This is a genomic window from Nitrospirillum amazonense, from assembly GCF_007828045.1.
Lineage (GTDB): Bacteria > Pseudomonadota > Alphaproteobacteria > Azospirillales > Azospirillaceae > Nitrospirillum > Nitrospirillum amazonense_C.
In genome coordinates, this window is sequence record NZ_VITN01000002.1 from 166,678 (window position 1) to 190,790 (window position 24,113).

21 protein-coding genes are annotated in these 24,113 nt (G+C 66.2%); 3 read left to right on the forward strand and 18 right to left on the reverse strand.

Translation table 11 applies throughout. From position 1 onward, the window contains the following. Window positions 1–20: 20 nt before the first annotated feature. Complete coding sequence (locus FBZ89_RS03215; RefSeq protein WP_145748601.1) at window positions 21–1,835, forward strand: hypothetical protein; 1,815 nt, start codon at window positions 21–23, stop codon at window positions 1,833–1,835. Window positions 1,836–2,297: 462 nt separating this feature from the next. Here FBZ89_RS03215 and FBZ89_RS03220 read toward each other — a convergent pair whose 3' ends face one another. The 16 genes from FBZ89_RS03220 to FBZ89_RS03295 form a co-directional block, all read right to left on the reverse strand. After that, window positions 2,298–2,930, reverse strand: coding sequence for a response regulator transcription factor (locus FBZ89_RS03220; RefSeq protein WP_145748602.1), 633 nt, complete (start codon window positions 2,928–2,930; stop codon window positions 2,298–2,300). Beyond that, window positions 2,930–4,432, reverse strand: coding sequence for an ATP-binding protein (locus FBZ89_RS03225; protein WP_186457170.1), 1,503 nt, complete (start codon window positions 4,430–4,432; stop codon window positions 2,930–2,932). The genes FBZ89_RS03220 and FBZ89_RS03225 overlap by 1 nt, the downstream gene beginning before the upstream one ends. 21 nt (window positions 4,433–4,453) lie before the next feature. Beyond that, window positions 4,454–4,972 (reverse strand): hypothetical protein, encoded by a 519-nt coding sequence (locus FBZ89_RS30680; RefSeq protein WP_186457171.1) that lies wholly within the window; start codon window positions 4,970–4,972, stop codon window positions 4,454–4,456. Next, window positions 4,969–5,931: a YncE family protein gene (locus tag FBZ89_RS03235; protein WP_145748604.1), complete on the reverse strand. Its 963-nt coding sequence runs from the start codon at window positions 5,929–5,931 to the stop codon at window positions 4,969–4,971. The genes FBZ89_RS30680 and FBZ89_RS03235 overlap by 4 nt, the downstream gene beginning before the upstream one ends. Before the next feature lies 1 nt (window position 5,932). Further along, window positions 5,933–6,460: an SRPBCC family protein gene (locus tag FBZ89_RS03240; RefSeq protein ID WP_145748605.1), complete on the reverse strand. Its 528-nt coding sequence runs from the start codon at window positions 6,458–6,460 to the stop codon at window positions 5,933–5,935. Beyond that, window positions 6,457–7,470: a vWA domain-containing protein gene (locus FBZ89_RS03245; RefSeq protein ID WP_246172012.1), complete on the reverse strand. Its 1,014-nt coding sequence runs from the start codon at window positions 7,468–7,470 to the stop codon at window positions 6,457–6,459. The genes FBZ89_RS03240 and FBZ89_RS03245 overlap by 4 nt, the downstream gene beginning before the upstream one ends. Beyond that, entirely contained in the window at window positions 7,467–8,021 is a 555-nt protein-coding gene (locus FBZ89_RS03250; protein WP_145748606.1) for an MxaK protein, read from the reverse strand. Before FBZ89_RS03250 ends, FBZ89_RS03245 begins: the two co-directional genes overlap by 4 nt. Next, window positions 8,018–9,046 (reverse strand): vWA domain-containing protein, encoded by a 1,029-nt coding sequence (locus FBZ89_RS03255; protein WP_145748607.1) that lies wholly within the window; start codon window positions 9,044–9,046, stop codon window positions 8,018–8,020. The genes FBZ89_RS03250 and FBZ89_RS03255 overlap by 4 nt, the downstream gene beginning before the upstream one ends. After that, the gene (locus tag FBZ89_RS03260) at window positions 9,043–9,966 is read right to left on the reverse strand and encodes a hypothetical protein (RefSeq protein ID WP_211115090.1); all 924 of its coding nucleotides are present in this window, start codon (window positions 9,964–9,966) and stop codon (window positions 9,043–9,045) included. The genes FBZ89_RS03255 and FBZ89_RS03260 overlap by 4 nt, the downstream gene beginning before the upstream one ends. A 3-nt stretch (window positions 9,967–9,969) precedes the next feature. Beyond that, window positions 9,970–10,851, reverse strand: a complete 882-nt coding sequence (locus FBZ89_RS03265; protein ID WP_145748608.1) for a DUF58 domain-containing protein — start codon at window positions 10,849–10,851, stop codon at window positions 9,970–9,972. Beyond that, a complete protein-coding gene (locus FBZ89_RS03270) occupies window positions 10,848–11,870 on the reverse strand; it encodes an AAA family ATPase (protein WP_246172013.1) in 1,023 nt (340 codons plus the stop codon). The genes FBZ89_RS03265 and FBZ89_RS03270 overlap by 4 nt, the downstream gene beginning before the upstream one ends. A 165-nt stretch (window positions 11,871–12,035) precedes the next feature. After that, window positions 12,036–12,326: a methanol dehydrogenase gene (locus FBZ89_RS03275; protein WP_145748610.1), complete on the reverse strand. Its 291-nt coding sequence runs from the start codon at window positions 12,324–12,326 to the stop codon at window positions 12,036–12,038. A gap of 28 nt (window positions 12,327–12,354) precedes the next feature. Beyond that, window positions 12,355–12,960, reverse strand: a complete 606-nt coding sequence (gene moxG / locus FBZ89_RS03280) for a cytochrome c(L), periplasmic (RefSeq protein WP_145748611.1) — start codon at window positions 12,958–12,960, stop codon at window positions 12,355–12,357. Window positions 12,961–13,000: 40 nt separating this feature from the next. Continuing rightward, the gene (moxJ, locus tag FBZ89_RS03285) at window positions 13,001–13,888 is read right to left on the reverse strand and encodes a methanol oxidation system protein MoxJ (RefSeq protein WP_211115091.1); all 888 of its coding nucleotides are present in this window, start codon (window positions 13,886–13,888) and stop codon (window positions 13,001–13,003) included. Between the two features lie 114 nt (window positions 13,889–14,002). After that, on the reverse strand, window positions 14,003–15,880 hold the full coding sequence (locus FBZ89_RS03290; protein WP_145748612.1) for a methanol/ethanol family PQQ-dependent dehydrogenase: 1,878 nt from the start codon (window positions 15,878–15,880) through the stop codon (window positions 14,003–14,005). 370 nt (window positions 15,881–16,250) lie between these two features. Beyond that, window positions 16,251–18,323 (reverse strand): TonB-dependent receptor, encoded by a 2,073-nt coding sequence (locus tag FBZ89_RS03295; RefSeq protein WP_145748613.1) that lies wholly within the window; start codon window positions 18,321–18,323, stop codon window positions 16,251–16,253. A gap of 207 nt (window positions 18,324–18,530) precedes the next feature. On the opposite strand from FBZ89_RS03295, the gene nikR reads away from it, so the two are divergent. Together nikR and FBZ89_RS03305 are read left to right on the forward strand one after the other, a co-directional pair. Next, window positions 18,531–19,004, forward strand: a complete 474-nt coding sequence (nikR, locus tag FBZ89_RS03300) for a nickel-responsive transcriptional regulator NikR (protein WP_145748614.1) — start codon at window positions 18,531–18,533, stop codon at window positions 19,002–19,004. 144 nt (window positions 19,005–19,148) lie between these two features. Beyond that, window positions 19,149–20,462: an aminotransferase class V-fold PLP-dependent enzyme gene (locus FBZ89_RS03305; RefSeq protein ID WP_145748615.1), complete on the forward strand. Its 1,314-nt coding sequence runs from the start codon at window positions 19,149–19,151 to the stop codon at window positions 20,460–20,462. Here FBZ89_RS03305 and FBZ89_RS03310 read toward each other — a convergent pair. Together FBZ89_RS03310 and FBZ89_RS03315 are read right to left on the reverse strand one after the other, a co-directional pair. After that, window positions 20,459–21,871 (reverse strand): PepSY-associated TM helix domain-containing protein, encoded by a 1,413-nt coding sequence (locus tag FBZ89_RS03310; protein WP_145748616.1) that lies wholly within the window; start codon window positions 21,869–21,871, stop codon window positions 20,459–20,461. The two genes, FBZ89_RS03305 and FBZ89_RS03310, sit on opposite strands and share 4 nt — an antisense overlap. A 13-nt stretch (window positions 21,872–21,884) precedes the next feature. Then, window positions 21,885–24,083, reverse strand: coding sequence for a TonB-dependent receptor (locus FBZ89_RS03315; protein WP_145748617.1), 2,199 nt, complete (start codon window positions 24,081–24,083; stop codon window positions 21,885–21,887). Window positions 24,084–24,113: the final 30 nt, after the last annotated feature.

Consider the following 24,113-nt stretch of genomic DNA (forward strand, 5'->3'; position numbering starts at 1 on the left):
CTGACCAGGGGAGTTTCAAGATGACGAGTGCGCATGGACGACGCCACCGCGCGGCGCCTTGGCTATGGGCGGCGCTGGCACTGGAACTGGCCATGGGGACCATCCCCGCCACCGCCGTGGCCGACGAGGTGGACGCCGCGGCGATCATCAAGCAGATCACCTCCCGCAATGATGTGGTGTCACCGCTGCCGCCGACCGATATTCACGGCGGTGCCGCGAACACCGACCTGCAGGGCGCCGCCTTTTTCGCCTGGCAGGAATTCATCGCCCTGAACTGGCCGGCGGCGCAGTCGAACGGCGTGGTGCAGCGCGACGTCCCGGACGAGAAAGCCGTGTTCGGCCAACCCGGCGCGGGGCCGCTGGTGTGGCAGACATACCGGCAAAAGGTGGAGATATTCCCTGGCGCCAATGCCCTGACCGCCCCGCCCCACGGCTACCAAGCCCACGGCGTCGACTACGGCTACAACGATCCCCCGAAGTACCAGTACAAGGAAACCATCGCCGCCTGTCCGGGCGAACCGCCGGTGGGGCAGACTCCATGGGTCAACCTGGACGAAACCAGCCAGATCGAATTGGACACCATGTACGCCGGCATCCTGCGGGATGAAGCGCCGTCCACGAAGAACAGCGCGCCGCAACTGATCCGCTTCCTGGCCAAGGCTAACAAGACGGAATACGACTACGTCGCCGCAAACAAGTTCTGGTATTCCGGCACCGGCACGCCCTTGCAGGCGCAGATCGACACCTGGACGACGGCCTTGGCGCATAAGAAGGTGCCGGCTCCCGGCACCGTCCCGGCCCTACCGACCGGCACGTTCGAGGTCAAGTCCGCCTGGCGGCCCCTGGCCAAGGGCGAGGATCGCAACCGCTTCCACATGGCCACCGTCCGTTATTACGAAAAAGTGCGGTTCGGCACGTCCGCGGTTGCGGTGCCGTGCTACCGGCAAGACGAATGGGCCCTGGTGGCGCTGCACATCATCCAGAAAACCCCTTCCGCCCCCTACTTCGTCTTCGCCACCTTCGAGCAGGCCGACAACATCCTGACGGCCGACGGCAAGCCTCTCGAGAATGACAACGGTGTCGCCATCAACCTGCCGGGCCAGCCCCCATCCCCGACCCAGCCCGCCTTGACCTACACGGACGATCCCCAGACGCCAAAAGTCACGGCGGTACCGGCGGAGTTCTGTAACGATACCGGCAGCCGGCTGTATTTTCGCGAACTACCGCCGGCGCCTGCCAGCCCCAGCTCGCCAGTGCGCCCGCCCGCCCCCGGCACGCCGGTCGGCGGCAACATCTGCGTCAACAACCGCTATGAGCGTATTCCGTCCATCATCGCGACCATCAACCAAGCTGTGCACGCCAGCATCAAGCTTTACAACGATGACCATCAACTGAAGGATTCACCTTGGCTGCACTATAAGTTGGTCAACGTGCAGGCGGTTCCCTTCAACAAGAAGGACATCGTGCCAACGTTTTCCTCCACGCGGCAGGTGGGAAACTTCTTCCAAGCCAACATCGTTGTCGAAACCGACTACACACTGCAGCAATTCGTGGCACGGATCGCGGACAACCAGGCACCCACGGCCTATCCCAAGGGCGGCACCCAGCCCGATTTCCAGAACGTGTATGTGGCCGGTCCGCATGGCTTCACCACCTATCAGATGGGGGGATGCATGGGCTGCCATGGTAACGCCCAGGTTGGCGGCACGGACTTCAGCTTCATCCTGGGGGGCAACCGCTTCAATTCCGAACCCGATACCCCCGACCCGACGAATGCCGCGTTGAAGCGGTCGTATTTCCACGAACTGTTCGACCACGCGGCGGTCGCCAAATAAAGAGATTCCCTCGGCTGAACGTAAATGAGAAAGGTCTATTCGCATTCGAGGTGGTGGGTAAGAGGAGCAAAATCCCGGGCGGTGACCACCACCATTAGCCTGTTCGGCCTAAACCCGGACACCACCTTGGTCACGGTCGTCGGCATACTCTGGTGGAGATGCCGGTCATGCTGTCGGTGGTGCTCCTCAAGAATGTCTCCCGGGCCCGGTATGAACGCGGCGCCACCTGACGTACTGCACCGGCTTTACCAGCACGAGTTTATTTCCGGCGTGGACGCAGACCAGATCGTCTGCTGGGACATGCTAATGCACGCGTAATTGGTTGCGGGGGCCCGCAACCAACGATACTTGCGCTTGGTTGAACATCAGGTTCCCCGAATGGCGGCCTGACTGAAATGCTTGGTATCGGCGACAAGGGAGAACGCAGCGCCCGCTTCGCCGCCGCGCATGTAGGCGAAATCATCAACTGTCCATCTGGTTCGAAATCGCGAAGCGGATCAGGCCGGCCAGGTTCTTGACCCGCAGCTTGTCGCGCATGAGCGACGAGGCGTTGGCGACGGTCTTGTAGCTGATGCCCAGCTTGGCGGCGATCTGGTCATAAGTGTTGCCGCGGGCGAGCAGCGCCAGCACCTGCTTCTCCCGTTCCGACAGGTCTTTGGCCGGCATGCTGTCGGCACGGCTGCGCAGCAGGGCCACCTGCATGGCCAGCTTGTGGTTCAGATGCGGCTCCCCCGCCAGGGCACGCTCACAGGCGGCCATCAGTTCCGATGGTGGCGCGTCCTTCAGCACATAGCCCAGGGCCCCGCACTCCAGCGCCCGCGCCACGACGGTGGGATCGTTGTGCATGCTGAACACGACGACGCGCGCGTTGACGTTGGAGGTGCGGATGCGGCGGATCAGGGACAGGCCGCCCAAGTCGTCGCCGCTGAACGTCAGGTCGGCGATGACCATGTCCGGCTTGCGCCGCAGGAAGGAGCGATAGCCCGCCACCACCGACCCGGCGTCCAAGACCGTCTGCACCCCCATGTCCTGCAGGACCCGGCGACAGCCTTGGTAAACGATGGGATGGTCGTCAACGACAAGGGCTGTGGTCATCAGGTCGTCTCCTGGGAAATGGACCGGGCAAGGTCTTCAATGGCGTCCAGCGGCAGGCGGATGGTCAGCATGGTGCCGTCGGTCGAGGTGCGCAGATCAAACCAGCCGGACAGCGCGTCCACCCGTTCCCGCATGCCGGACAGGCCCATGCCCGGCCGGCTGCGCTGGTTGAACCCCTTGCCGTCATCTTCGATCCGCATTTCCAGGTATGCGGTGCCGGCGTCCGTCACCTCCCCGAAGGTCAAACGCACCTGCTGGGCGCGGGCATGGCGGATGGCGTTCAACAGGCCCTCCCGGGCGCAGCGATAGAAGGTGAGGTCGACGATGACACCGTAGCTGTCGTGCAGAATGCCGAAGCTGTGGTCGATGACGGGGCCATTTCCCGCGCCACCGCCCTCGCTGAAGTCCAGCAGAACCTTATGAACACAATCCTTGAGCGGCACCTGGCCCAGGGCCATGGGCCGCAGGCCATCCAACACTTGGCGGTTCACCCGCTTGATGTTCTGCACCAGGGAGACGACATCCTGCGCCCGCTCATGCAAGCGGGCATCCGTCTCCCGCCCCTGTGTCATGGTGACGATGGAGGCGGCGCTGGCCTCCAGCGCGAACAGGCAGGGGCCGACGTCGTCATGCAATTCCATGGCGGTGCGCCGCCGTTCGTCGTCATGCGCGGTCAACAGCTTGCGGTTCAGGTCGCGGTTGGCCTGGTTGGCCGCCAGCAGCGCCGCCGCCGCCTTGTTGAAATGGTCGGTGATCTGCCCCAGCTCCCGCGAGGATGGCCGTGGCAGACGCACCATATAGTTCTTGCCCTCCAGTTCCCGCAGCCCCGCCCCCAGGCGGGTGAGCGGCGCCAACACGCGCCCGAAGGCTAGGTAGAGGACGGCCAGGATGGCCAGATTGACGCCAAGTACCAAGCCCATGACCGAACGGGCGTAGGTCCAGGCCTCATCAATCTCATCGCTGGGTTCGGACTCCACCGTCACCGCACCGATGTGCCGCTGCCGCACGACGATGGGGAAGACCTTGGACTCGATGGGCGGGGCGATCAGTCGGTTGAACCAACGCGGCGCCTCGGCATAGGTGTCGGCGCTGGCATGCCCGACGGCGGCGGCGCCTTGGGCGGGAAACGGTTGCCGGCTGCCCTCGATCACCCGGCCGCTATTGTCCGTCACCGTGATCTTGACGTGCCGCAGGGAGCGCAACGGCAGGGGCACGTTCTCCAGCCGGGGCGTGCCGGTATCATCGGCCAGCAGCCGGGTGGCATCGGCCACCAGCAGGTCGGCCAGTTGGATGGAGGATGCGATCTCCAGGCGGGTGGAGGTCCGCGCCTTCAGGATGATGACGCCGCCCAACAGCACCGCCGCCACGCAGTCGACCGCCAGCACGATGGCGATCAGACGGACGCGCAGCGAATAGCGCGACACGTCGAACACACCCACGCGGCGTGGCCATACCGACGTATCCGCCACCGGTTCAACCATGGGCACCGAACTACGCGGCAATGACGTATCCATCCCTGCCCGTCATAGGTTGTTTTGGGCCTTATAGGACGCGACCAGCCGCGCCAGCGCAGCCGACCGTTCCATGCCTGATTTCCGCAAGTTTAGGTAATGCTGGCACAACGCACCATAGATTTGCTTGTGCGCCGTGGCGTCAGCCACATCGATCATGCCCACCAGGATATCCACGGCCAGTTCAGGCTGCCCCATTTCCATCAGCGCGTCGCTGATTTGGGCGGTGCGGTTGGCGATCATGCGCGGTTCCTCGATGAAGCGCTCCGCCGCCTGGCGCAGGGCCCGGCGCAGGCGATCCACCTCCGGATCGGTGGCCAATACCGGGCGCCCCACCTCCCGGCGGCGCAGCCACAGGGCGGGTTCCATCGTCTCATTGACGTCCAGCCAGGCGGGCAGCTTCTCATTTCCCTGCCTCGCCACCACCTTGCCTGTCGGCGCCGGTTCCGCCCCGTCATCGCAAGCCATGAGTGCCAGGCCGCAGAGCACAAGGACCACCCGGGTTGCCGTCTTGCAGGTCGCCACCCTCACGGCGCAGTACCCTTGACGCCGCCCGATGGCGGGGGCAGCAGCGCCAGGAAGCGAGGGCCGTCACCAACCTTGATGCGGCCGAGTTCCCGCTGCCCGGCGATGTCGACGACCGACACGTCAGCCGAAAACCAGTTGGCGACATAGGCCCGGCCGCCGCTGTCCGCCACGACACCTTCCGGGTAGAGACCCACCGGAACCTGGGCCTCCTGCGTCAGGTGCGCGGCGTCGATGACGACCAGGCTGTTGCCATGCTGACTGGTGACCAGGACATGAGCGCCATCCGGTGTCACCGCCACGCCATAGGGCATGCGGCCAGCCGGCATGCGCGTCGTCCGCGTCAGCGTGGCGGTGTCCACCACCGCCATGTCGTCGCTGCGGACGTTGACGACATAGAGGGTGCGCCTATCCGGCGACAGGGCCAGGGCGTAGGGGCCATCCCCCGTGGGCACGGTGGCCAGGACGCGCATGTCGTCCGCCGCCAGCACCGTGACATCGCCGCTTTCACGGCCGGCGACGTAGAGACGGCCGCCGCCCAGCACCACGCCCGCCGGGCTGCCGCCCACCGCCGCCGTGGCCACCACCCGGCCGCTTGCGGCGTCGAGCTTGATCACGCGATCCTTGGACCAGTCGGAAACGTAAATGAAGCGGCTGTCCGCAGCGATTCCAAAGGGCTGGCCCGGCACCGGCATGGTTCGCTGTACCGAGCCGGTCGCCCGGTCCAGCACGGCGACGTGGCCGCCATCGGGGAAAGCCACGTAAATCGCCATCCCATCCGGCGACAGGGCGATCCCTGCCGGCGCCTTCCCGACCGGGTGGGCGGTGACGACATCATCCCCAGCCTCCAGCAGGCTGAGGGTGCCCGCATCCTGGCTGACCACCGCGATCCGCTCCCCCGCCCGGAGCGGGCCCGCCACCAGCGACAGGACCGCGGCCAACAGCGATAGACGCTGGCGGATCATCTCAGCTTTTCCCTTCGGCCTTGGCCTTGATGCCCTGCAACCCGGCCTTGAACAGCTGGCTCAGCGCGGTCTTCGCCGCCTCGTCGTTCAATTCGTCCGGGGGTTCGTTGCCCGTGTCGCCGCGGTAGACGCGGGCGTACCACTGCACGTGGGTGGTGCCCTGCGCGCCCGGCGTCACCACCAGGGTCGCGGAGTAGGAACTGGCGGGCAGCGCCTTCAGGTTCGGGGCCAGCATGCGGTAGGTGTAGGTCATGCGGGCGGGGTCGTATTCGTCCACCTCTTCCTCGATCTTCTCACCGTTCTTCAGGGTCATGACCCGCTTCTTGTTGCTACCTTCACTGGCCTTGACCTCCGCATCCCATTTGGCGATGCCGGCGAAGTCGCCGGCCACGGCCCAAACGGCGGCGGGGGATGCCTTGATCTCCACCGTCTCATCCACCTTTTGTGGCGTCGGGCCATGGGCCCCCGCGCTGTGGGCCAGCAGAACCCCGGCAACCAGAACCAGGGGGAAAAGAAGCGTGCGTTTCATGACCACCTTCCAACTGCTTTGATGAAACCGGGAACCGTGGGCCGCCAACCCCGCACCGGGATCAGACCGTAAGCCGCCAGCAAGGCCGCCAGCGCGCCCGCGCCCGGCACCCAACGGACATCGGCGAGGGCCGGGCTGGGACGCGGCGTGGCGGTGGCCAACAGGGCGCGGGCCAAGTGCCGGCCATCCTCCAGGTGCGTGTAGGTCAGGCCGGTGCCCCCGGCCAGGCCCCGCAAATAGGGTTCACGTACCGATGACAGATGCTCCGTCCCCGTGGGGATGCCGGACCCAAAGGGCGCGTTGCGGGCCTGATAGCCGGGGCGGCTTTCGGCATCAGGGGACGGCGCGCCGAAATGGTTCTCATGCTGCACATCGTTCACGCCCCAGAAGCCGACCTCGTTGCCCCGGTCGTCGAACTTAGGAATGGGCGCGAGGCTGTAGCCGCCGGCGCCGACAATCACGCCGCGCACCGCCCCTGGCTTCCCATCGAAAACCGGCCCCCCGGACAAGGGCAAGGGCGGCGTCTCCTGACCGTCGGTGATGAACATCAGGTCGCTGTCCAGGCCCTGGGCCATGGCGATGGCGCCATACAGGCCCTCGGCGATATGGCTGTCCCCCTCCCACCCCTCCCGCCAATCAAGGGCGTCGGCGGCCCCTTCCACGGCGCCATAGTCGCGGCAGACGTCCACAGGCTCGAACAACAGAAAGGGCACACGCTCGCTGAACAAGGCCAAGCCCACGCGGCTGGGGCATGGCAGACGGCCCAGCAGATCGCGCACCGCCTCCTTGGCGACGGCCAAGCGGCTGACGGGCGCGCCGTCCCGCCCGTAATCACGGGTGTTCATGCTGCCGGTGATGTCCACCACCACCAGCACCCGCACACCGTCGCGCGTGATGGGTAAGCGGGGCAGTGCGACGGCGGCGATGGCCAGAACAAGGGCGGTGACCAGGGCCAAGGTGCGCGGGTCGCGGACGTTGCGGCGGATCAGCCCGGCGAAGGGAGCCATCATGGCCCACCCCGCGGCGTGCCGGGGATGTCCGTCCACAGGCGCTTGCGGTCCACCTGGCCGGTATCGCCCACCGTGCGCTCGAAGGCCGGGAAGTCGCGGATCAGGCGGGATGCCACATCCAGGTTGAACTTGGCGTCCCAATCATCGGGCGCCAAGGTCAAGGCGCGGCGATACTCCTGGCGCGCCAATACGACGAAGGGGCCGGCGGCGTCGACCTTGCCCTGGGTGATCAGGTCCAGCCCCCGGCGCAGCCAGGCGTTGGCCAGGTTGTAGTGGGCGTCGTCGCGCAGCCGCGGATCGGCACGGCCGTCCAGCGCTTCCGCCAGCGGCTGGGCCTCGGTCAAGCGATCCTGGCGGATCAGGAACTCCATGCGCGCCAGAACCACGGGCGGCGGCGCGTCCGCCGCCACGGCCACGTCGCGGTTTGCCTTCAGCGCGGCGATGGCACGGTTGCCCGCTGAGAGGTGCAGCGCCCAGACAGCGGCCGAGAGCGCCGCCACGGTCAGAGCGATGGGCAGGCCGGTGAGGACAAGGGAGAACGCGTGCCTCATGTCGCCCTCCCCCGCGCTGGCGGCGCAACGAAAACGGAACGGGACGGCGCCAGGCGCGCCTCCACCAACTTGGCGGCCAGCAACAGCAACAGGGGCAGGCCTGCCGAGGCGTAGGCCCAGCCGGTCAGATCGCGGCGGGGCAGCCGTTCCGTATAGGTGATGGGGTAGCGTTCCAGGGCATCGACTTGGCGGATCGCCTCCTCCACCTGCTGGGGGCTTTCCGCCTGGAAGGCGCGGTAGGGAATGCCCAGGGTCTGGAAATAGCGATGCAGGAAACGCTCCGGCATGGCCTGGGGCGTGTTTTCATCCGGGCCGGGCTCATCGAACAGGCCCTTGGATCCGGCGGTACGCAGGAACAGGAAATAGAGATCGGCGCGATAGCGGGCGAAAAGGGCCCGCAACTGGTCCTGCGCATGCGGGTCGATGACGGCACCACCGTCGGAAACCAACAGGATGACATGGTGCTCGTCCGGACGGTCCGCGGCGAACATGGACAGCGCCATGCCAAGGCCGCGCGCGATGTTGGTGAAGTCCAGCCCACGCCGGTCGCTGGCGTTCACCGCGGCCAGCACCGCGTCCTGGTGGTCGGTCAGGGGCAGCACCAGCATGGGGGCGGTGGAAAAGGCGGCGACGCCGAACAGGTCATGCGGCCGACGGCCGATGAAGTCGCGCAGCAGGCGCTTGGTGGCCGACGCCTTGGACTCCTCCGTCCCCGCCGGCGTCCGGCCGGCGAAGGTGTCGTTCATGCTGCCACTGCGGTCCAGCAGCAACACCACCTGGGCGCCAGTGCCGGTCCGGCTGATCAGCCGGCCCCCATGATAGGGGCTGGACAAGGCCGTGACGATCAGGGCGACGGCCAGCGTGCCGGCGATGCGCAGCCCACCCCGCAGCCCGGCGGACAGCCGGTCGGCGGGCACGAGTATAAGGGCGCCGATGGCGATGCGCCGGTGCGGACTGCTCAACCAGGGAACCAGCGCCAGCGGCAGCAGGGCCAACACCCAAGGATGATCGATGCCCAGGGTCATGGCCGCCCCCGCTCGGCGGCGGCCAGGGACCGGCCAAGCCCCTGCACGTCCTTGAACGGCAGCTGGTGTCGCGCCCGCGCCGGCGCGCTGCCGAAAAACGCCTGGCGGGATGCCTGGAAGAAGGTCTCCAGGCCCGCCCGCAACGGCGCGAAAAGGGGGTGGCGGTCGAGGAAGGCGGGCAGGTCGTCGGCCAGGACGCGGCGACCGTCGGCGCCATCCAGCGCGCGATGCAGGATCAGCAGCGCCTCAAGATACCCCGCCTCCGTCTCCCCCCTTGCCCCCAGACGACGCAGATGGCGGGCGGCGACCGCGAAATCCCGGGCGGCCCGGCGGCGGAAGGGGCCCCAGGCGCGATGATAGGCCAGGGGTAACAGCGCCAGGATGGCCGCCACCATCAACCCACCGGCCACCATCCGCCAGCGTCCCGCATCCAGGAGAGGCGCAAGCCGGTCGGCCTGTAAATAGGCCTTGGGATCTTCCTGTACGGGTGGCGCCACCTCGCGCAGGGGGGAGACGCCGATGGTCCAGGACGGCACGTCCACGTCCCGCGACACCCCATCCCCCAGGAGACGCACGGGGAAACCAGGAATTTCCAGTCGCCGCGCATCCAGCGCCACATAGAAATTCTGGTAGACCAGATGCAGGACGACGGCTTGGCCCTGCCGCGTCAGGGTGATGCCGCGCAGGTCCAGCCAGTAGGTCACCGGGCCCGGCGCCGGCAGGGAGGCGGGGTCGAGCCTGGCACCGCCGGGCAGGGGGACAAGGACATCGGCGCGGACCAGATCGCCGGTGAAAAAGCCGATGTCCCGCTCCGCCCGCACGGTCACGGCCTGGCCATCGCCCGCCGCCGGCTGAGCCTGTGCCGCGCCGACCCGCAGGGCCAGCAAGACCATCCCGGCGACAAGGATGCGGGGGCCCATGGTTCACGCCTCCAGCAAGACGCGGGAGAATTCATCCGGGTCCAGCCGGTCGGTCACCGTCAGCGGCACGCGGCCATGGCGGGCGGCGAGTTGGCGAAGGGCGGCCAGGCGGTCGGCCTCCTGGGCCAGCCACCGCCGTTTCAGCGACGGGCGCATGAACACCAGACGCCGGCCACCGCTTTCCAGGTCGGCCAGGTCCAGCAATCCCCAATCGGGCAGGTCCACCCCTTCCGTGGAATCGCGGATGACGACGGGCACGACGTCATGCATGGCCAAGCCCTCGAACACCCGATGCAGCAACTCCAGCGGCAGCAGGAAATCGGAGATGAGGAAGACCATCTTGCGGGCGCTGGCCAGATAGGGCACCGCCTCAAGCAGGCCCCCCGCCCCCCTTTCCGGCCCTGGCCCCATCCCCGTCCCTGGCCCGCCCCACCGCGACGGCGCCAGCAGCACCGCCACATCGGCGGCAACGCCCCGCCGGGCGGTGGCGGGCAGGAAGCAATCCCGCCGCAGGACGGCGCCGCAGCCGATCAGGCCGAAGCGGTCGCCGATGCGCGTGGCCGACCGGGCCAGCGCGACACACAAGTCCCGCGCCACCGCCGCCTTCATGGCATGCCCCTGGTAGCGCAAGGAGGCTGAGAGATCGACCAAGGCATAGACATCGATGGAGGCCCGCTGGCGAAAGCGGCGGACCATGACGGTGTCGAAGGGATCCAGCGCCGTGGCCCGCACGTCGATGCGGCGAGCGTCGGGATGGGCGGCGAAGGGCACCAGATCGCGGAAAGTCCCCAGCCCCCCCACCTGCCGGCTGGGATGGGCGCCGGCGCGCCGTCCGGTGATGGGCCCGCGGGGCCGGTAGTGGATTTCCAGGCCGTCGGACCTCATGGTGCGGACACCGTCGCCAGGACGGCGGCGCACAGGTCGCGGACGATGCTTTCCCGCCGCAGTTCATAGACCGGATCCAGGAAGAGGCGATGCGCCATGGTTTCAACGAAGACGTCGCGCACGTCCTCCGGCACCAGCATGTCGCGCCCCTCCAGCCAGGCGCGTACCCGCGCGGCGCGCACCAGGAAGGCCACGCCCCGCGGGCTGGCTCCCCCTTGGACCAGGCGGTCCATATCGATGCCCGAAAGCGCGACGCCGGCGGCGGCGGGATGGACGATGGCGTCCCACAGGCGGGCGACATAGTCCTGCACGGCCGCGCTGGTATGGATGGCCTGCTGCACCCGGGCGGCGGCGGCCTCCAGCCCACGGTGGTCAAGGACGGGCGCGGCAATGCCATCCAGGAGCCGGTCCACGTCATGGAAACGGGGATCGAAAATCAGGTGGCGCCGCGCCTCCAGATCCGTGGGCGCTTCCACCGGGATTTCCATGAGGAAGCGGTCACGCGCCGCCGCCGGCAGTTCAAAGGTCTCCTCCTTCTCCACCCGGTTGCGGTCCGCATAGACCTGAAGGAAGGGGAACTGGAACGTGCGGTTGAAGGCCGTGACCGAGCGCTCCGCCATCAGGCGCAGCAACAGGGCATGGACCTGAGGCCGGGCGCGGTTGATCTCATTGAAGAAGAAGATGGAAAGGTCGTCGGCCTTGGCCAGCAGCGCCGAGAGCTCCACCCGTGGGCGGCCGTCCTCATGGATGAAGGTGTGATAGAGCAGGTCACCTGGCATCATGTCCACCGTGCCCTCCATCCGCTCATAGGCGCCGCCCAGAGCGCGGCCGAAGGCCCGCAATAGCGTGGTCTTGCCCACGCCGACATCGCCCACCAACAAGACGTGCCCCCGCGCGAAAATGGAGATCGTGACCAACCGGATGGCGCGCGCCTGGCCCACCACCACTTGGCCCACGGCGGCCTCCAGGGCGTTCGCCGCCAGCCGCAGGTCGTTCAACGTCACAGCGTTGGATGCCATGTCTTTCATGAGCGCCGTTTTCAGTGAAGGCCATCAAGCCCGCGACTTCACCGACAATTCCCGACGGAAAGGTCGGCCCGGATGGATCAAGGCCACCCGGGCCGCCGCGACGAAAAGCGGAAGTCCCAGGGTAAAAATCGGTACTCAGATGAAACAGCGGCACGTTCAATCGTTCGGGATCTTGTCCACGTCGTAAATGAACTTGCCGGTCTTCTTGAAGTACGCGACACGCTTGGCGTTCCGCGCCTCCATCTCCCGTTCGGACTGGTCCTGCTTGGCCAATTCCTTGGGGTCATGCTTGGGGTCATACTTGGAGCCCGCGATCACCGCTGGGAAGCCGGGCTTCGGCTCCCAGCAGTTGCCAGGCTCCTTGCAATGGGTGCCGTCGTAGGCGAAGGCCGGGGCGGCGAGGCCCAGACCCGCAGCCATGGCCAGCACCGCGACAGTATTTTTCATGGTTTCCTCCGTTGCTGTGGGCGACACGTCAGCGGACGTGCGTCTTGTCCGCTGCACACATCCCCGGCGCGTCTTCCGGGAATTTCTCCCCGACCTTGAAAGGTCGGAAATTTTTCTTCTGGGCATCGGTCAGCCACGGGGCGTGCTTCACGTCATCCTTGTAAAGGTGACGCACCCAGGCCATGACCTTCAGTATTTCATCCAGGGTCAAATCATAGTGAGGTCCCATCTGGGCGCGCGCGCCGCCGAAAATGGTCTCGAATAATCCCTGGTCCGTCTCATTCTTCGGGTAAGTCCAGTAATCGTCGTTGAGACCTGGACCGATCTTGCCCTCGCCCACATGGCCATGGCAGCCGGAGCAGGCCTCAAGATAAATGACCTCCCCCTTCTTCAGGCAGCTCTTGTCCTCCAGGTAGGGGTCGACGCCGGTTTGAAAGAACTTCCTCACACCCGGCGTATCGCGCCCCTCCTCCTGCGCCATCGACAGATCCAGGGGCTCGCCCGTGTCGGTGTTGCGCAGGTCCAGGCTGGTGGGCGGCAGGCTGGCGGCGGCACGCGCGCTGGTCCACCAGGCGCCGCCGGCCGCCACGCCGGCACAGGTGAGCAAGGTAAGGCTGACGAACAACTTCTTCATGACGCATCCCGATTTCGATGAACCCCATTGAGGCCAGCGCTCAGTTGGCGGCCTGGACCAGCGGTATTCCCTCCTCCGCCAGGATGGCCGCGATCTGTGGGCGGGCCTTGGCCAGCGCGGCGTTCAGGGCGGCCAGCAACTCGGTGTCGCCCTGGCGGACGCCCATGGACTGGTCATAGGTCTGGGGCAGCTTCTGTCCATCGCCACGGCTGGCATCGTCCCTGACCGGCGTCATCCGCAGGGTGGGGTCGGCCTTGACGTAGCGGGCGATGGTGGGCCCAAAGGCCACGGCCAGATCAGCCCCGCCGCTCCGCACCTCCCCCGCCATGCGCTCCGGCGCGATTTGGACGTATTCGTTCCGGGGGGAGCGAAAGCCCACCAGGGAATAGAGGTAGGACATGTTGTCGTTATAGCGGTCCACCTGCTTCAGCATCGCCTCGCTGGGGGACCCGAACTCCACCACGATGTGCCCGACCTTGCGGATGGCCGGATCATTCCAGGAATGAACGTCCAGGTGCTTGTCCTGGCGGGTGACGAAAACGTAGCCGGTGCGATAGTAGGGGACGGTGGTCAGCACGCGCGGGTCGCTGGCATCCAGACCGACGACAACGTCGCACTTCTTCTTGTCCAGCCAATCGCGCACCAGGTAGATCGCCGGCTTGTCGGCATAGACGAAGACCGGCTGGCGACCCATCGCCTGGGCGACGGTGGTGGCGATCTTATTCTCGAAGCCGGACCCGTCGGCGGCGGAGTACGGCAGTTCCTTGGCACTGGCGCAGATGCGCAGGGTGGGCTGGGGAGTTCCCGGCGCGACGGCGGGACCGGCGCCGGCCGCAGCGGCGGCGGGGACCAGCAAGACGCTAACGGTCAGCAGACCACACGCGGCCAGGGTACGGACTGTCATGGACGGGGACACGGATTTGGACATGGCGATCACCAACGACGATGACGGGGGGTGCGAAGGGGCCTCCCCGGCCCGACCGGCACCGTCCCGGGGGGCGGGACGGTGTCAGCGGACCGGGGGAGCGGGGCTGGGAAGCGCCTACTTCCCGCCCTGGTATTCGCCGACGTTGACGTCGTCGTAGGGGCCCTTGCCGTTCAGCGAAAAGACCATGACGCCGCCGCCCATCTGGGTGTAGTTGGCCAGTTTCTTGAAGGCGCCCACCGCACCCAGACCCGCGGTCGGGTCCTGCAGGTCGAACACCAGGCCCACGCCGGGCCACCCACCGACACCGTAATAGATGGCGACGTACTGGGTGCCGTTATGGGTGTAGGTGATGGGATAGCCGATGGCGCCGGACGGCAGCTTGAATTTCCACAGCAATTCGCCCGTGTCGCTGTTGCGCGCCTTGATGAAGCCGTCCAGCGTTCCGTAGAAGACCAGATTGCCGGCGGTGGCCATCGTGCCGCCCCAGACGGCGAACCGCTCCATCTTCTCCCATTTGAACTGGCCGGAGATGGCGTTGTAGGCCTTGATCTGGCCCAGCCCCTCGAAGTTCTGCCGGTCGCCCTTGGGGCCGGGATACATGTTCAGCGTGGCGCCGACGAAGAACTGGCCGGCGCGGTAGGGCAGCATGAACGGTTCCCAGTCCATGCAGATGTGGTTGATGCCCATGAAAAACAGCTGCTTGTTGGGGTCGTAGCTGTCATGACCCTGGTTGTGATAGCCCATGGCCGACGGGCAGATGTCCTTGCCGAGATGGTCCATGCGGGTGCCGTATTCCGGGTCGCGCACCGGCACGCCGGACTTCAGGTCCACCGTCTTGAAGACGTTGACGGTGTCGTCGATCTTGTTGGCAGAGACCAGGTCGCCGTTGGTGCGGTCCAGGGTGTAGACGATGCCGTTGCGGTCGGGATGCGTCAGCAGGCTGCGCACCTTGCCATCCTTGTCCTTCTGTTCGGACAGCATCATGACGTTGACGCCGGCGTAGTCCCACTCGTCATGCGGCGTCTTCTGGTAGCCGAACTTGGCCTGGCCGGTATCGACGTCGCGGCCGAAGATGGTCATCGTCCACTTGTTGTCGCCGGGCCGCATGGTCTCGTTCCACGGGGCCGGGTTGCCGGTGCCGAAGTATATCAGGTTGGTCTTGGGATCGAAGGCGTACCAGCCCCAGTTGGTGCCGCCGCCGATCTTCCAGGCGTCGCCCTCCCAGGTGGACAGACCCAGCCCCTTCTGGCCGTAGTGGGCGTTCTTGATGTTGAAGTCGGACGCCAGCAGCAGGTCCTTGTCCGGCCCGGTGGCGTAGGCGCGCCACACCTGCTCGCCCGTGTGAACGTCGTAGGCAGTGATATAGCCGCGCACGCCCAGCTCGGCACCCGACGACCCGACGATGACCTTGTCCTTCACCACATAGGGCGCGATGGTCAGGGTGGAGCCGACCTTGATGTCGGAATTCTCCATCTTCCACACCAACTCGCCCGTCTTGGCGTTCAGCGCCTCGATATGGCCGTCCAGCAGGGTCTTCAGGATCAGGGCCGGCGTCTTGGCATCGCCGGGCCAGTAGGCCAGGCCGCGGTTGACGATGTCGCAGCAGGCGACTGAGCGGGCCGCCGGGTTCTGCTTGGGCTTGTCCTGCCACAGGATTTTGCCGGGATCGTCCAGGCCCACCGCAAAGGTCACGTTGGGGAAGGAGGTGTGGATGTACATCACCCCGTCGACGACCAGGGGCGCGCCCTCATGGCCGTTCAGCAGACCGGTGGAAAACGTCCAGGCTGCCTTCAGGTTCTTGACGTTGTCGGTGTTGATCTGGTTCAGCTTGCTGAAATTGTCCGAGTGATAGTCCTTGCCCGGCATCACCCAGTTGTTGTCGTCGTTGGACATCTTGTCCAAGGTGTCGTTGGCCTTGGCCACCCCCACGCACGCGAGCATCATTACTGAGAAGATGGCGACCATCGACGTGGTTGCGCGAAGCTTCTTCATGTTTCGTGACCTCCCTGCTGTTCAGCGAGCCAGCCTTGTTATCGCAGCTGGTAACGAAGCCAATAAGAACCGCACGGAAATGCCGGGTCTATAGTACTTTGTGTGGGGATCTTTATTTGTTTTGGTCTAATTTTTATTTTAAAGAATGGCCAGATTAGTATTCAACTATGAGCCGGTCGATTGGGAATTCCATAAGGATGTTGCGCAAAAGCGATGGGAAGATCTGGCAAAATTTCTGCCAACCCTGCCCGGAAATCACAGTTCCCCAACATCCCGGCATGGCGTCCGCCTTTGGAAGAAGCACGTCTCGCCCTGGTGATGCCCCGTCCTGCGATGCCTTGGAATTTCCAATGGTGGCGATGAGAGGCCATCAGAACGCCGCACTGACCGTGAACCGGGCCGAACGCGGCTCCACCGGATGGAAGTGGATATCGTTCACCGGCCCGGCCTCCCCAGGCAGCTGGGAGGGGTAGTAGTAGTCGATCTGATGCGCGCGGCGGTCCAGCAGGTTGAAGACGTCCACCTGCATCTTGATCGCATCCGTCAGCTTGTAGCCCAGGCGGGCGTTCACCAAGCCGGTGGCGGGGGACCAGACGCTGCCGTCCTCCAGCAGCGGGCGGGGACCGAAGTAGCGGAATTGCAGGCCGGCCTCCAGCCCCGACGCCCACGCCCCCAGGGCGCCCAAGTCGGTGATGGTCACGCCCACCGAAGCGTTGACCTTCGAGGCGCCAGGGATGAAATCCCCCGGATGGCCGTCGATAACGTCGGCTTCGCCCATGTCCGCGCTGGTGAAGCGGGCGCGGGACACCGCCAGATCGGCATCAATGATCAGCCAGGAGGCCGGCGTATAGAAGGTGGATATCTCCACGCCCTGCCGCCGGCTGGGCCGCCCGGCGGAGGTCTGTCCGGCGTCACCGCTGAAGGTCAGTTCCGAATCCAGGTCCAGCACGAACAGGCTGAGCGTCGCCTGCAGGTGGGGGACGATGCCGGTGCGGAAACCCACCTCGTACCCCGTGGCGGGCGTCATCAACGGCACCTTGTTCTGGGCTTGGAGGGCACCCGACAGGATGGTGCCCAGCGCGTCCACCTTGGTGACGGCGCCACGCACATCATTGCTGTGAAACCCCCGGCCCACGCTGGCGTAAACCTCCGTCTCCGCCCAGGGGCCCAAGACCAGGCTCATCTTGGGGCTCAGCAAGCCCTTGGACGTCGCGCCGGAGTTCAGGGCATCGCTGCTGCTGTCATCCCCGTGGAACACGTCCCAGCGCAGGCCGGTCACCGTGCGCGCCCAGTCCGTCCAGCGGGTTCGGTTTTCCAGGTAAAGGCCGCCACTGGCCTCCAGAACATCGTCAGCGCGAACCAGGAAGCGCTCCACACGTTGTGTCGTGGGGGCCAGGATCAAATTGATGTCGTCCACCCGGGTCTGAAAGCCCACGGTGTTCTGTCCCGCCAGGCCGAACAGGTTGGAATAGCGGGTGTAGCTGACCTCCCCGCCATAGATGTGCCGATGGTCCTTCTGCTCGAACTGGTCATTGATGGGGGACGGGAAGTCGATGGAGTAGTCGAAATCGTTGAACAGCGTCATGTCATAGCCGATGACATAGGCGCTGGCCTTGATCTGCCGGTCGCCGTCGGTGTCGGCGTAGCGGCCCGACACGCTCCAACGCGAGGAACTGCCGCCGTCGGTGGGGTCGATGGCATCATAGAGACCGATCAGCCCCTCCTCCACCGCGCGTTCCGGGATTTGGTTGGTGGCATGGAAGTGGTCACTCATGCCCATGGCGGTGAGTGCCCAACCGTTGGCCACCGTCCCCTGGCTATAGCGCAAAACGCCGTTCACCTTGTGGAAGTTGTCCGGGATGGTCCACGGCCCGTCCACATGGGTGTAGTCGGCCGCCGCCAAGAGCGTGCCGCCCGCCACGGCGCGGGAGGCGGCAGCGAAGACCCGCTGGTCGCCCAGCGTGCCGGCGCTGACGCTGGCCAAGTCATGATCCAGATGGTCGAGATAGCCGATACGCACCGTGCCGGCGGTGGCGAAGTCACCGTCCGCTGCCGTGTAGGTGCCCTTGCCGTACTGAAGGCCGCTGGCCAGTTCTGGAATGAAGAAGTTCAGGTCGGCGTAGCCCTGGCCATGGGCGTGGGTGCGCATGTTGACCGGCATGCCATCCAGTGAGATGGCGATATCGGTGCCATGATCCAGATTGAAGCCGCGCAGAAAATACTGGTTGGCCTTCCCCTCCCCGCTGTGCTGGGTGACGATCAGGCCGGGGACCGTCTCCAACAGTTCCCCCACTCGGTAGGCGGGGCGCAGGTCCAACTGCTCCTTCAGCACCGTGCCCTGGCTGGCGGTATCGGCGCTGCCGATCAGGCCTTGGGGACGCTGACCGATGATGTCGATCACCGTGGTCCCGGCGTCCAGGGTCGGCACCCCGGCGCGGGCCATATCGCAGAATAGCAGTCCAGCCGCGGCCGTCCCGGTTAGCATCCATGCCCGCATCATACCCCCCGCCACATTTGCTTATGCCCCTGGGCCCCGCCATCATCCGCCCATGCCGATGGCTTGATCATTTCAAGGACCATAGAGACGTATGATGATTTTTAGAATACGTCATACATACACCGGCAGTGGCAGAAATAAACGGGTGGATCCATGCAGCGGGTGACGATCAGCGTATCGGATGAGTTTGCGGCGGAGTTGGAGGCCTTCATGGCCCGCCACGGTTACGAAAACCGCTCGGAAGCGCTGCGCGACCTGGCGCGCGCCGGCCTGGGCCAGACGGCCGTGGCGGAAACTGCCGGCGCGGGCCAGTGCTACGCCACGCTGGCCTATGTTTACGACCACCACACCCGCGATATTCCCCGCCGCCTGACGGAGACCTATCACAGCCGACACGACCTGGCGGTGGCCAACCTGCATGTGCACCTGGACCATGACCATTGCCTGGAGGTCGCGGTGCTGCGGGGACGCACCGTCGATGTGCGGGACTTCGCCCAGGCGATCATCGCGGAGCGGGGCGTGCGCCACGGTAACGTGACCTTCGTGCCGGTGGACATTGGCGCGGAGCCCCACAGCCATAGCCAAAACGGCGGTACCGGTCATTCCCACGCCCGGCCCAAGGGCTGATTGGCGAGAAACGCGCCCACCAGAGCCCCCTACGCCCAAACGGTGGCGCATACCGCGACAAGCGCTTGGAACAAAAGCGCTATCACCTGTGCCGCCCCTGCCGGAGAATGCTCTGTCCTCATAGTCCCAGGAGCCGATAGCCTCATGCCGTTCAGCCCCAACCGCCGCGATCTCCTGAAATTCGCCGCCGCCAGCGGACCGGTCTTGCTGGCCGCCGCCCAGCCCGCCGGTGCTGTGGTCGCGCAAGCGGAAGCCATACCGGCGCTTCAGCCGAACTCCATCCCCGTGACCGACCTGCCCCGGCATTATGATGTCGAGCCCGGCATCCATAACCTGGAAAACGGCTATTGGGGCATCATGCCCCGGGTGGTGGCGGACGCCTACGTCCGGCACAGCCTCAATGTGAACCGTACCAATTCCATCTGGGCGCGCAGTGCGCTGCCCGGCGGCGCCTGTTTGGCCGGCGGCGGACGCGATGCCCGCGCGGCCATCGCCCGCCAAGTGGGATGCCTACCGGAGGAGATCGCCGTGGCCCGCAGCGGCGCCGACGCCCTGCAAATCCTGATCACCAGCTACAAGCCGCTGAAGCCCGGCGACGCCGTCATCCACTGCGACCTCGACTATGACGTCATGATCGACGCCATGAACTGGCTGGGTGACCACCGCGGCGCGCAGGTGGTGACATTCGCCATGCCGGAGCCGGCTACCACCGCCAACATCCTGGCCGCCTATCACGACATCCTGAACCGCACGCCCAACGCCAAGCTGCTGCTGGTCACCCAGGTCTCCAACCGTACCGGCTTGGTGACGCCGGTGCGGGAGATCGTGGCCATGGCGCGGGAGCGTGGGGTGGACACGGTGGTGGACGCGGCGCACGGCATCGCCTGCCTGGATTTCCAACTGGAAGACCTGGGCGCCGACTTCGTCGGCTGGTCGGTCCATAAATGGACCTCCGCCCCGCTGGGCACCGGCGCGCTGTACATCCGCAAAGGCCGCATCGCCGACATCGACGTCGCCTTCGACAACCGGGAGGATCCGGACGACATCACCGCCCGCGTGCCGGAGGGCACGGTCAACTTCGCCGCCATGCTGGCCATCCCCACCGCCGTCGACTTCCATTTCGCTGTGGGCGCCGCAGCGAAGGAGAAGCACATGCGGGGCCTGCGCGACCGCTGGGTGAACGCCATCCGCGACCTGCGGAACGTGGAAATCTGCGTGCCCGACGACCCAGCCCGCTTTTGCACCATCACCAGCTTCCGCCTGAAGGGCATGAAGACGGACGAGGACGCCCAGCGGGTGCAGCACGTCCTGTTCGACAAGTACAAAATCCACACCGTCTGGCGCAAAGGCATCGCCAAAGGCCCCGTGATCCGCGTGACACCCGGGCTATACAGCACGGCCGCCGACGTCGACGCGCTGGTCAAGGCGCTGAGGGCGGAGCACGCGATGTTCGTTTAACGAACCGCCCGCCGCCCCAGCACCCCCGTCACCGCCCGGTCGCCCGCCAGCACCAGCAGCAGGGAGCCGCCAGCCAGGGGAAACAGCGCGGACAGGACCAGGGTGATCAGCGCCAGGGGGCGCAGGCGGGCCGGGTGAGGGGCCACCGGCGCGGCCAACTTGCCGGCCGGGCGGCGTTTCCACCACATCCAGGGGCCAGTGACGCACAGCAGGACGATGCCCAGGCAGGGGATCAGCATGACGATCTGGTTGGCGCGGCCGAAGTAGTTGCCCAGGTGCAGTTGCACGCCCAATTCCACCGCCTGGGCGCCCCAGCCGTAGTCAGCGAAGCCGACGTCGCGCAGCACCCGGCCGCTGTACTGGTCGATGTAGAGCGTGCGCTGGCCCTGGGGCCGGTCGGGGTAGGTGAAGGCGAAATAGACGCCCTGGGTGCCGCGCGGCATGAACAGGCGGTAGGGGGCCGCCATGCCCTGGCTCGCCAGAACAGCAGCGGCACGGTCGATGCCAATGGCGCCGGCCATGGAGGCGACCATCCCGCCGCCGCCATGATGGTGGGCATGCGGGTCGGCAGCCGGGGTGCCGGCTGGTGGCGTGGAGGCCGGCATGTCCGTTCGCTCCACCGTCCAGGGCGCCTCCCCGACCGCCTGCTTCACCGTCTGACTGGTGGGGACATTGACGCCGCGGTAGCTGGCGGGATAGCCGATGCCCACTGTTTCCATCAGCGACACCAGCCGGCCACCCCACAGGTTGGCCCAGGGCAGGCCCGTCAGGATCAGGAACAGGATCAGCAGCGCGGTCCAGAAACCGGTGACACCGTGCAGGTCGCGCAAGGCCGCCCGCCCACCGGCGGTGAGGCGGGGCCACAGCACGCCCCGCACCCGCCAGCGGCCAGCCGCAGGCCACCACAGGTACAGCCCGGTAACGGTCAGCACGGCCCCCCAGCTGGCCATCAGTTCCAACACGGCGTTGCCCGCATCGCCCAGCATCAGCGACCCATGCACCTTGTCGGCAAAGCCCACCAGGGTCCGGCGGTAGTCCAGGGTGCCCAGCACCGTGCCGGTGTAGGGGTCGACGAAGGCCTGGAGGGAGGAGCCATCCGGCAGGGCTAGATAGACCTGGACGCTGCGGTCGGATGCCGAGGGCGTGTCCACCCGCGTGGTGACGGCGCCCGGCAGGCGCGCCTCCGCCGCCGTGACCACCTGGCCCAGGGCCACCGGCTCGCTACCCCGGGCCACGAAGCGCAGCCCGGGATAGGAGAGATCGTTGATCTCATCATTGAACAGGTAGATGGCCCCCGTGACCGCCAGGATCACCAGGAAGGGGGCCACGGCCAGGCCGGCATAAAAATGCCAGCGCCAGACCAGGCGGTAGAGCGGGCCATAGGGTTTGGCGGCGGTGCTGGTGGACATGTCGCCCTCCCCCTTAGAACTTGGCGCTCAAGGATATTTCCCCGCTGCGCGGCGCACCGATGTAGACGTTGGTGGTGGGGTAGCCCGAATACTCGCCATAGAAGGCGTCGGTCAGGTTGCGGCCCCGCACCGTCAGCGTCATGTCCGGCGTCAGCTTGTAACTGACCGAGGCGTCCAGCACCCAGTGCCCTTGCACATGGATGCTGTTGGCTGTGTCGGTGTAGAAGCCGCCCGCATGGCGCACGAAGGCGCCCAGGGTCACGGGCAGAGCATCGAAGCTGTAGAGGGCCGACGCGTTGACGGTGTTGTCCGGCGTGTTGATGGGCCGGTTGCCGGTACGGTCCACCCGCACGCCGCTGATCAGTTCGCTGAGCGCCGTGTACTTTGCGTCCGTGTAGGAATAGCCGGCGGACAGGTGCAACTGCCGCGTCACCGCCGCGTCCACCATCATCTCAACGCCCTTGGACTCCTGCTGGCCGCCCTGCACCGATTGCGACGGGTTGTTCGGGTCGCGCGTCAGGATGTTGGACTGGGTGATGCGATAGACCGCCCCGGTCAGGCTGGCGCGGCCGTCCAGCACGGTCGCCTTCACGCCAGCCTCCACCGCGCGGCCGGTGGTCAGCCGGTACTTGGTGTTGGCCAGCGACTGGGTCAGCACGCTGGAGACGGGCGTCACCGCTGTCGTATACTGGCTGTACAGCGTCACCGCCGGCGTCAGGTCATAGGTGGTGCCAGCGCGCCAGGAGACAGGGCCGTAGTTGGGATTACTGCTGGAGAAAGCGCCGCCGGCGTTCAGGTCAGTGACACCCCGTTCCAGACTGATGTGGTCATAGCGACCGCCGGCCACCAGCAGCCAGGACGGCGTCAGGTTCAGCGCATCCTCCACGAAGGCCGCCGTCGTCGTCAGCTTGGAATCGTAGACGACATTGGTGCTCTTGTAGACGGAGGCGGCGGTGGGGAAGCTGCCCAACACGGGATTGTAGGGGTCGACGGCGGCGATGGCGCCCACGGCACTTTGCTGGCGCGGGTCGACAAAATTGGTGTGGTTGTATTCCCCACCCACCGTGAAGCGGTTGCGCAGGCCCGCGATCTCTCCCTGGTTCGCCAGGGCCAGACGCTCGTTCCAGAATTGTTGGTCGTGGTAGATGCGCTGGACGGAACGGGCGAAGCTGCCGTTGGGGAAGGCGGCCGTGGGCGCGGTGTAGTTTTGGTCGCCGCTCAGCACGAAATCGCGGGTGGCGGTGTACCACATCAGGTCGTTGGCCAGGGACCAGCCGTCGCCCAGGGTATAGTCGATACGGGAGCGCACGGTGGTCTCGTCCGCCCCGGAATAGGCACCGTCGGGGTTGTAGTTCTTGGTGCGCAGCGCCTTGTCGATGACCATGCCGTTGCTGGTGCTGACCGCATCGCTGGGGTCGCGGGCAGTGGCGCGGGCCACCAGCGGCACACCCTGGTAGGTGCCATCGTAGCGGTCGCTGTAATGGTCGACGGCCAGCAGGACGGACAGGTCCTGGCGCGGCTTGTACAGCAGGCTGCCGGTCAGGCCATCGGACCGGGTGCGGTTGTGGTCCACGTCGTACAGGCTGTCAGAGCGCATGTGGCTGCCGTCAGCGCGGATGGCCACGTCGTCGGACAGTTGCACGTTCACACCGGCCGCGGCTGTGACGGTGTTGAAGCTGCCGTAGCTGACCATGGCCTCGCCATGGTCGCCATCCAGCGTGGGCTTGCGCGTCACCTTGTTGATGACGCCGGCCAATGCGCCCTCGCCATACAGGACGGAGGCTGGGCCCTTGATCACCTCGATCCGGTCATAGTGCCAGGTGTTGGTGTCGCGGGTCACCATGGTGGAGGTGGAGACACGCACCCCGTCCTGCAGGATGGAGACGGCGCCGCCGGAAAAGCCGCGCAGGGTCACCACCGCCGGGTTACCCGGCACGTTGCCGGAAATGGCGCCGACCACGTCGTCGAACGCCTCACGCGAGGTACGCAAGCCGCGCACCTGCAAATCCTCCTGCGTCAACACCTCGGTGGAAGCGGGAGTCTCGCGGACAGTGAGGCCCAAGCGGCTGGCGGTACCGCTGGGCTGGTCCAGCTTGGCGGCGGGCCGCTGGCCCAGCACCAAGACATCGTTCAGCGTATCGGTTCCTTCCGCGTGGGCGGCGACCGTCAGCGCCAGCAGTGAGACGCCGGCGACAAAGCAGCTTTTCAGCATGACAAATCCTTCTGGGCCCGCCGTGGACAC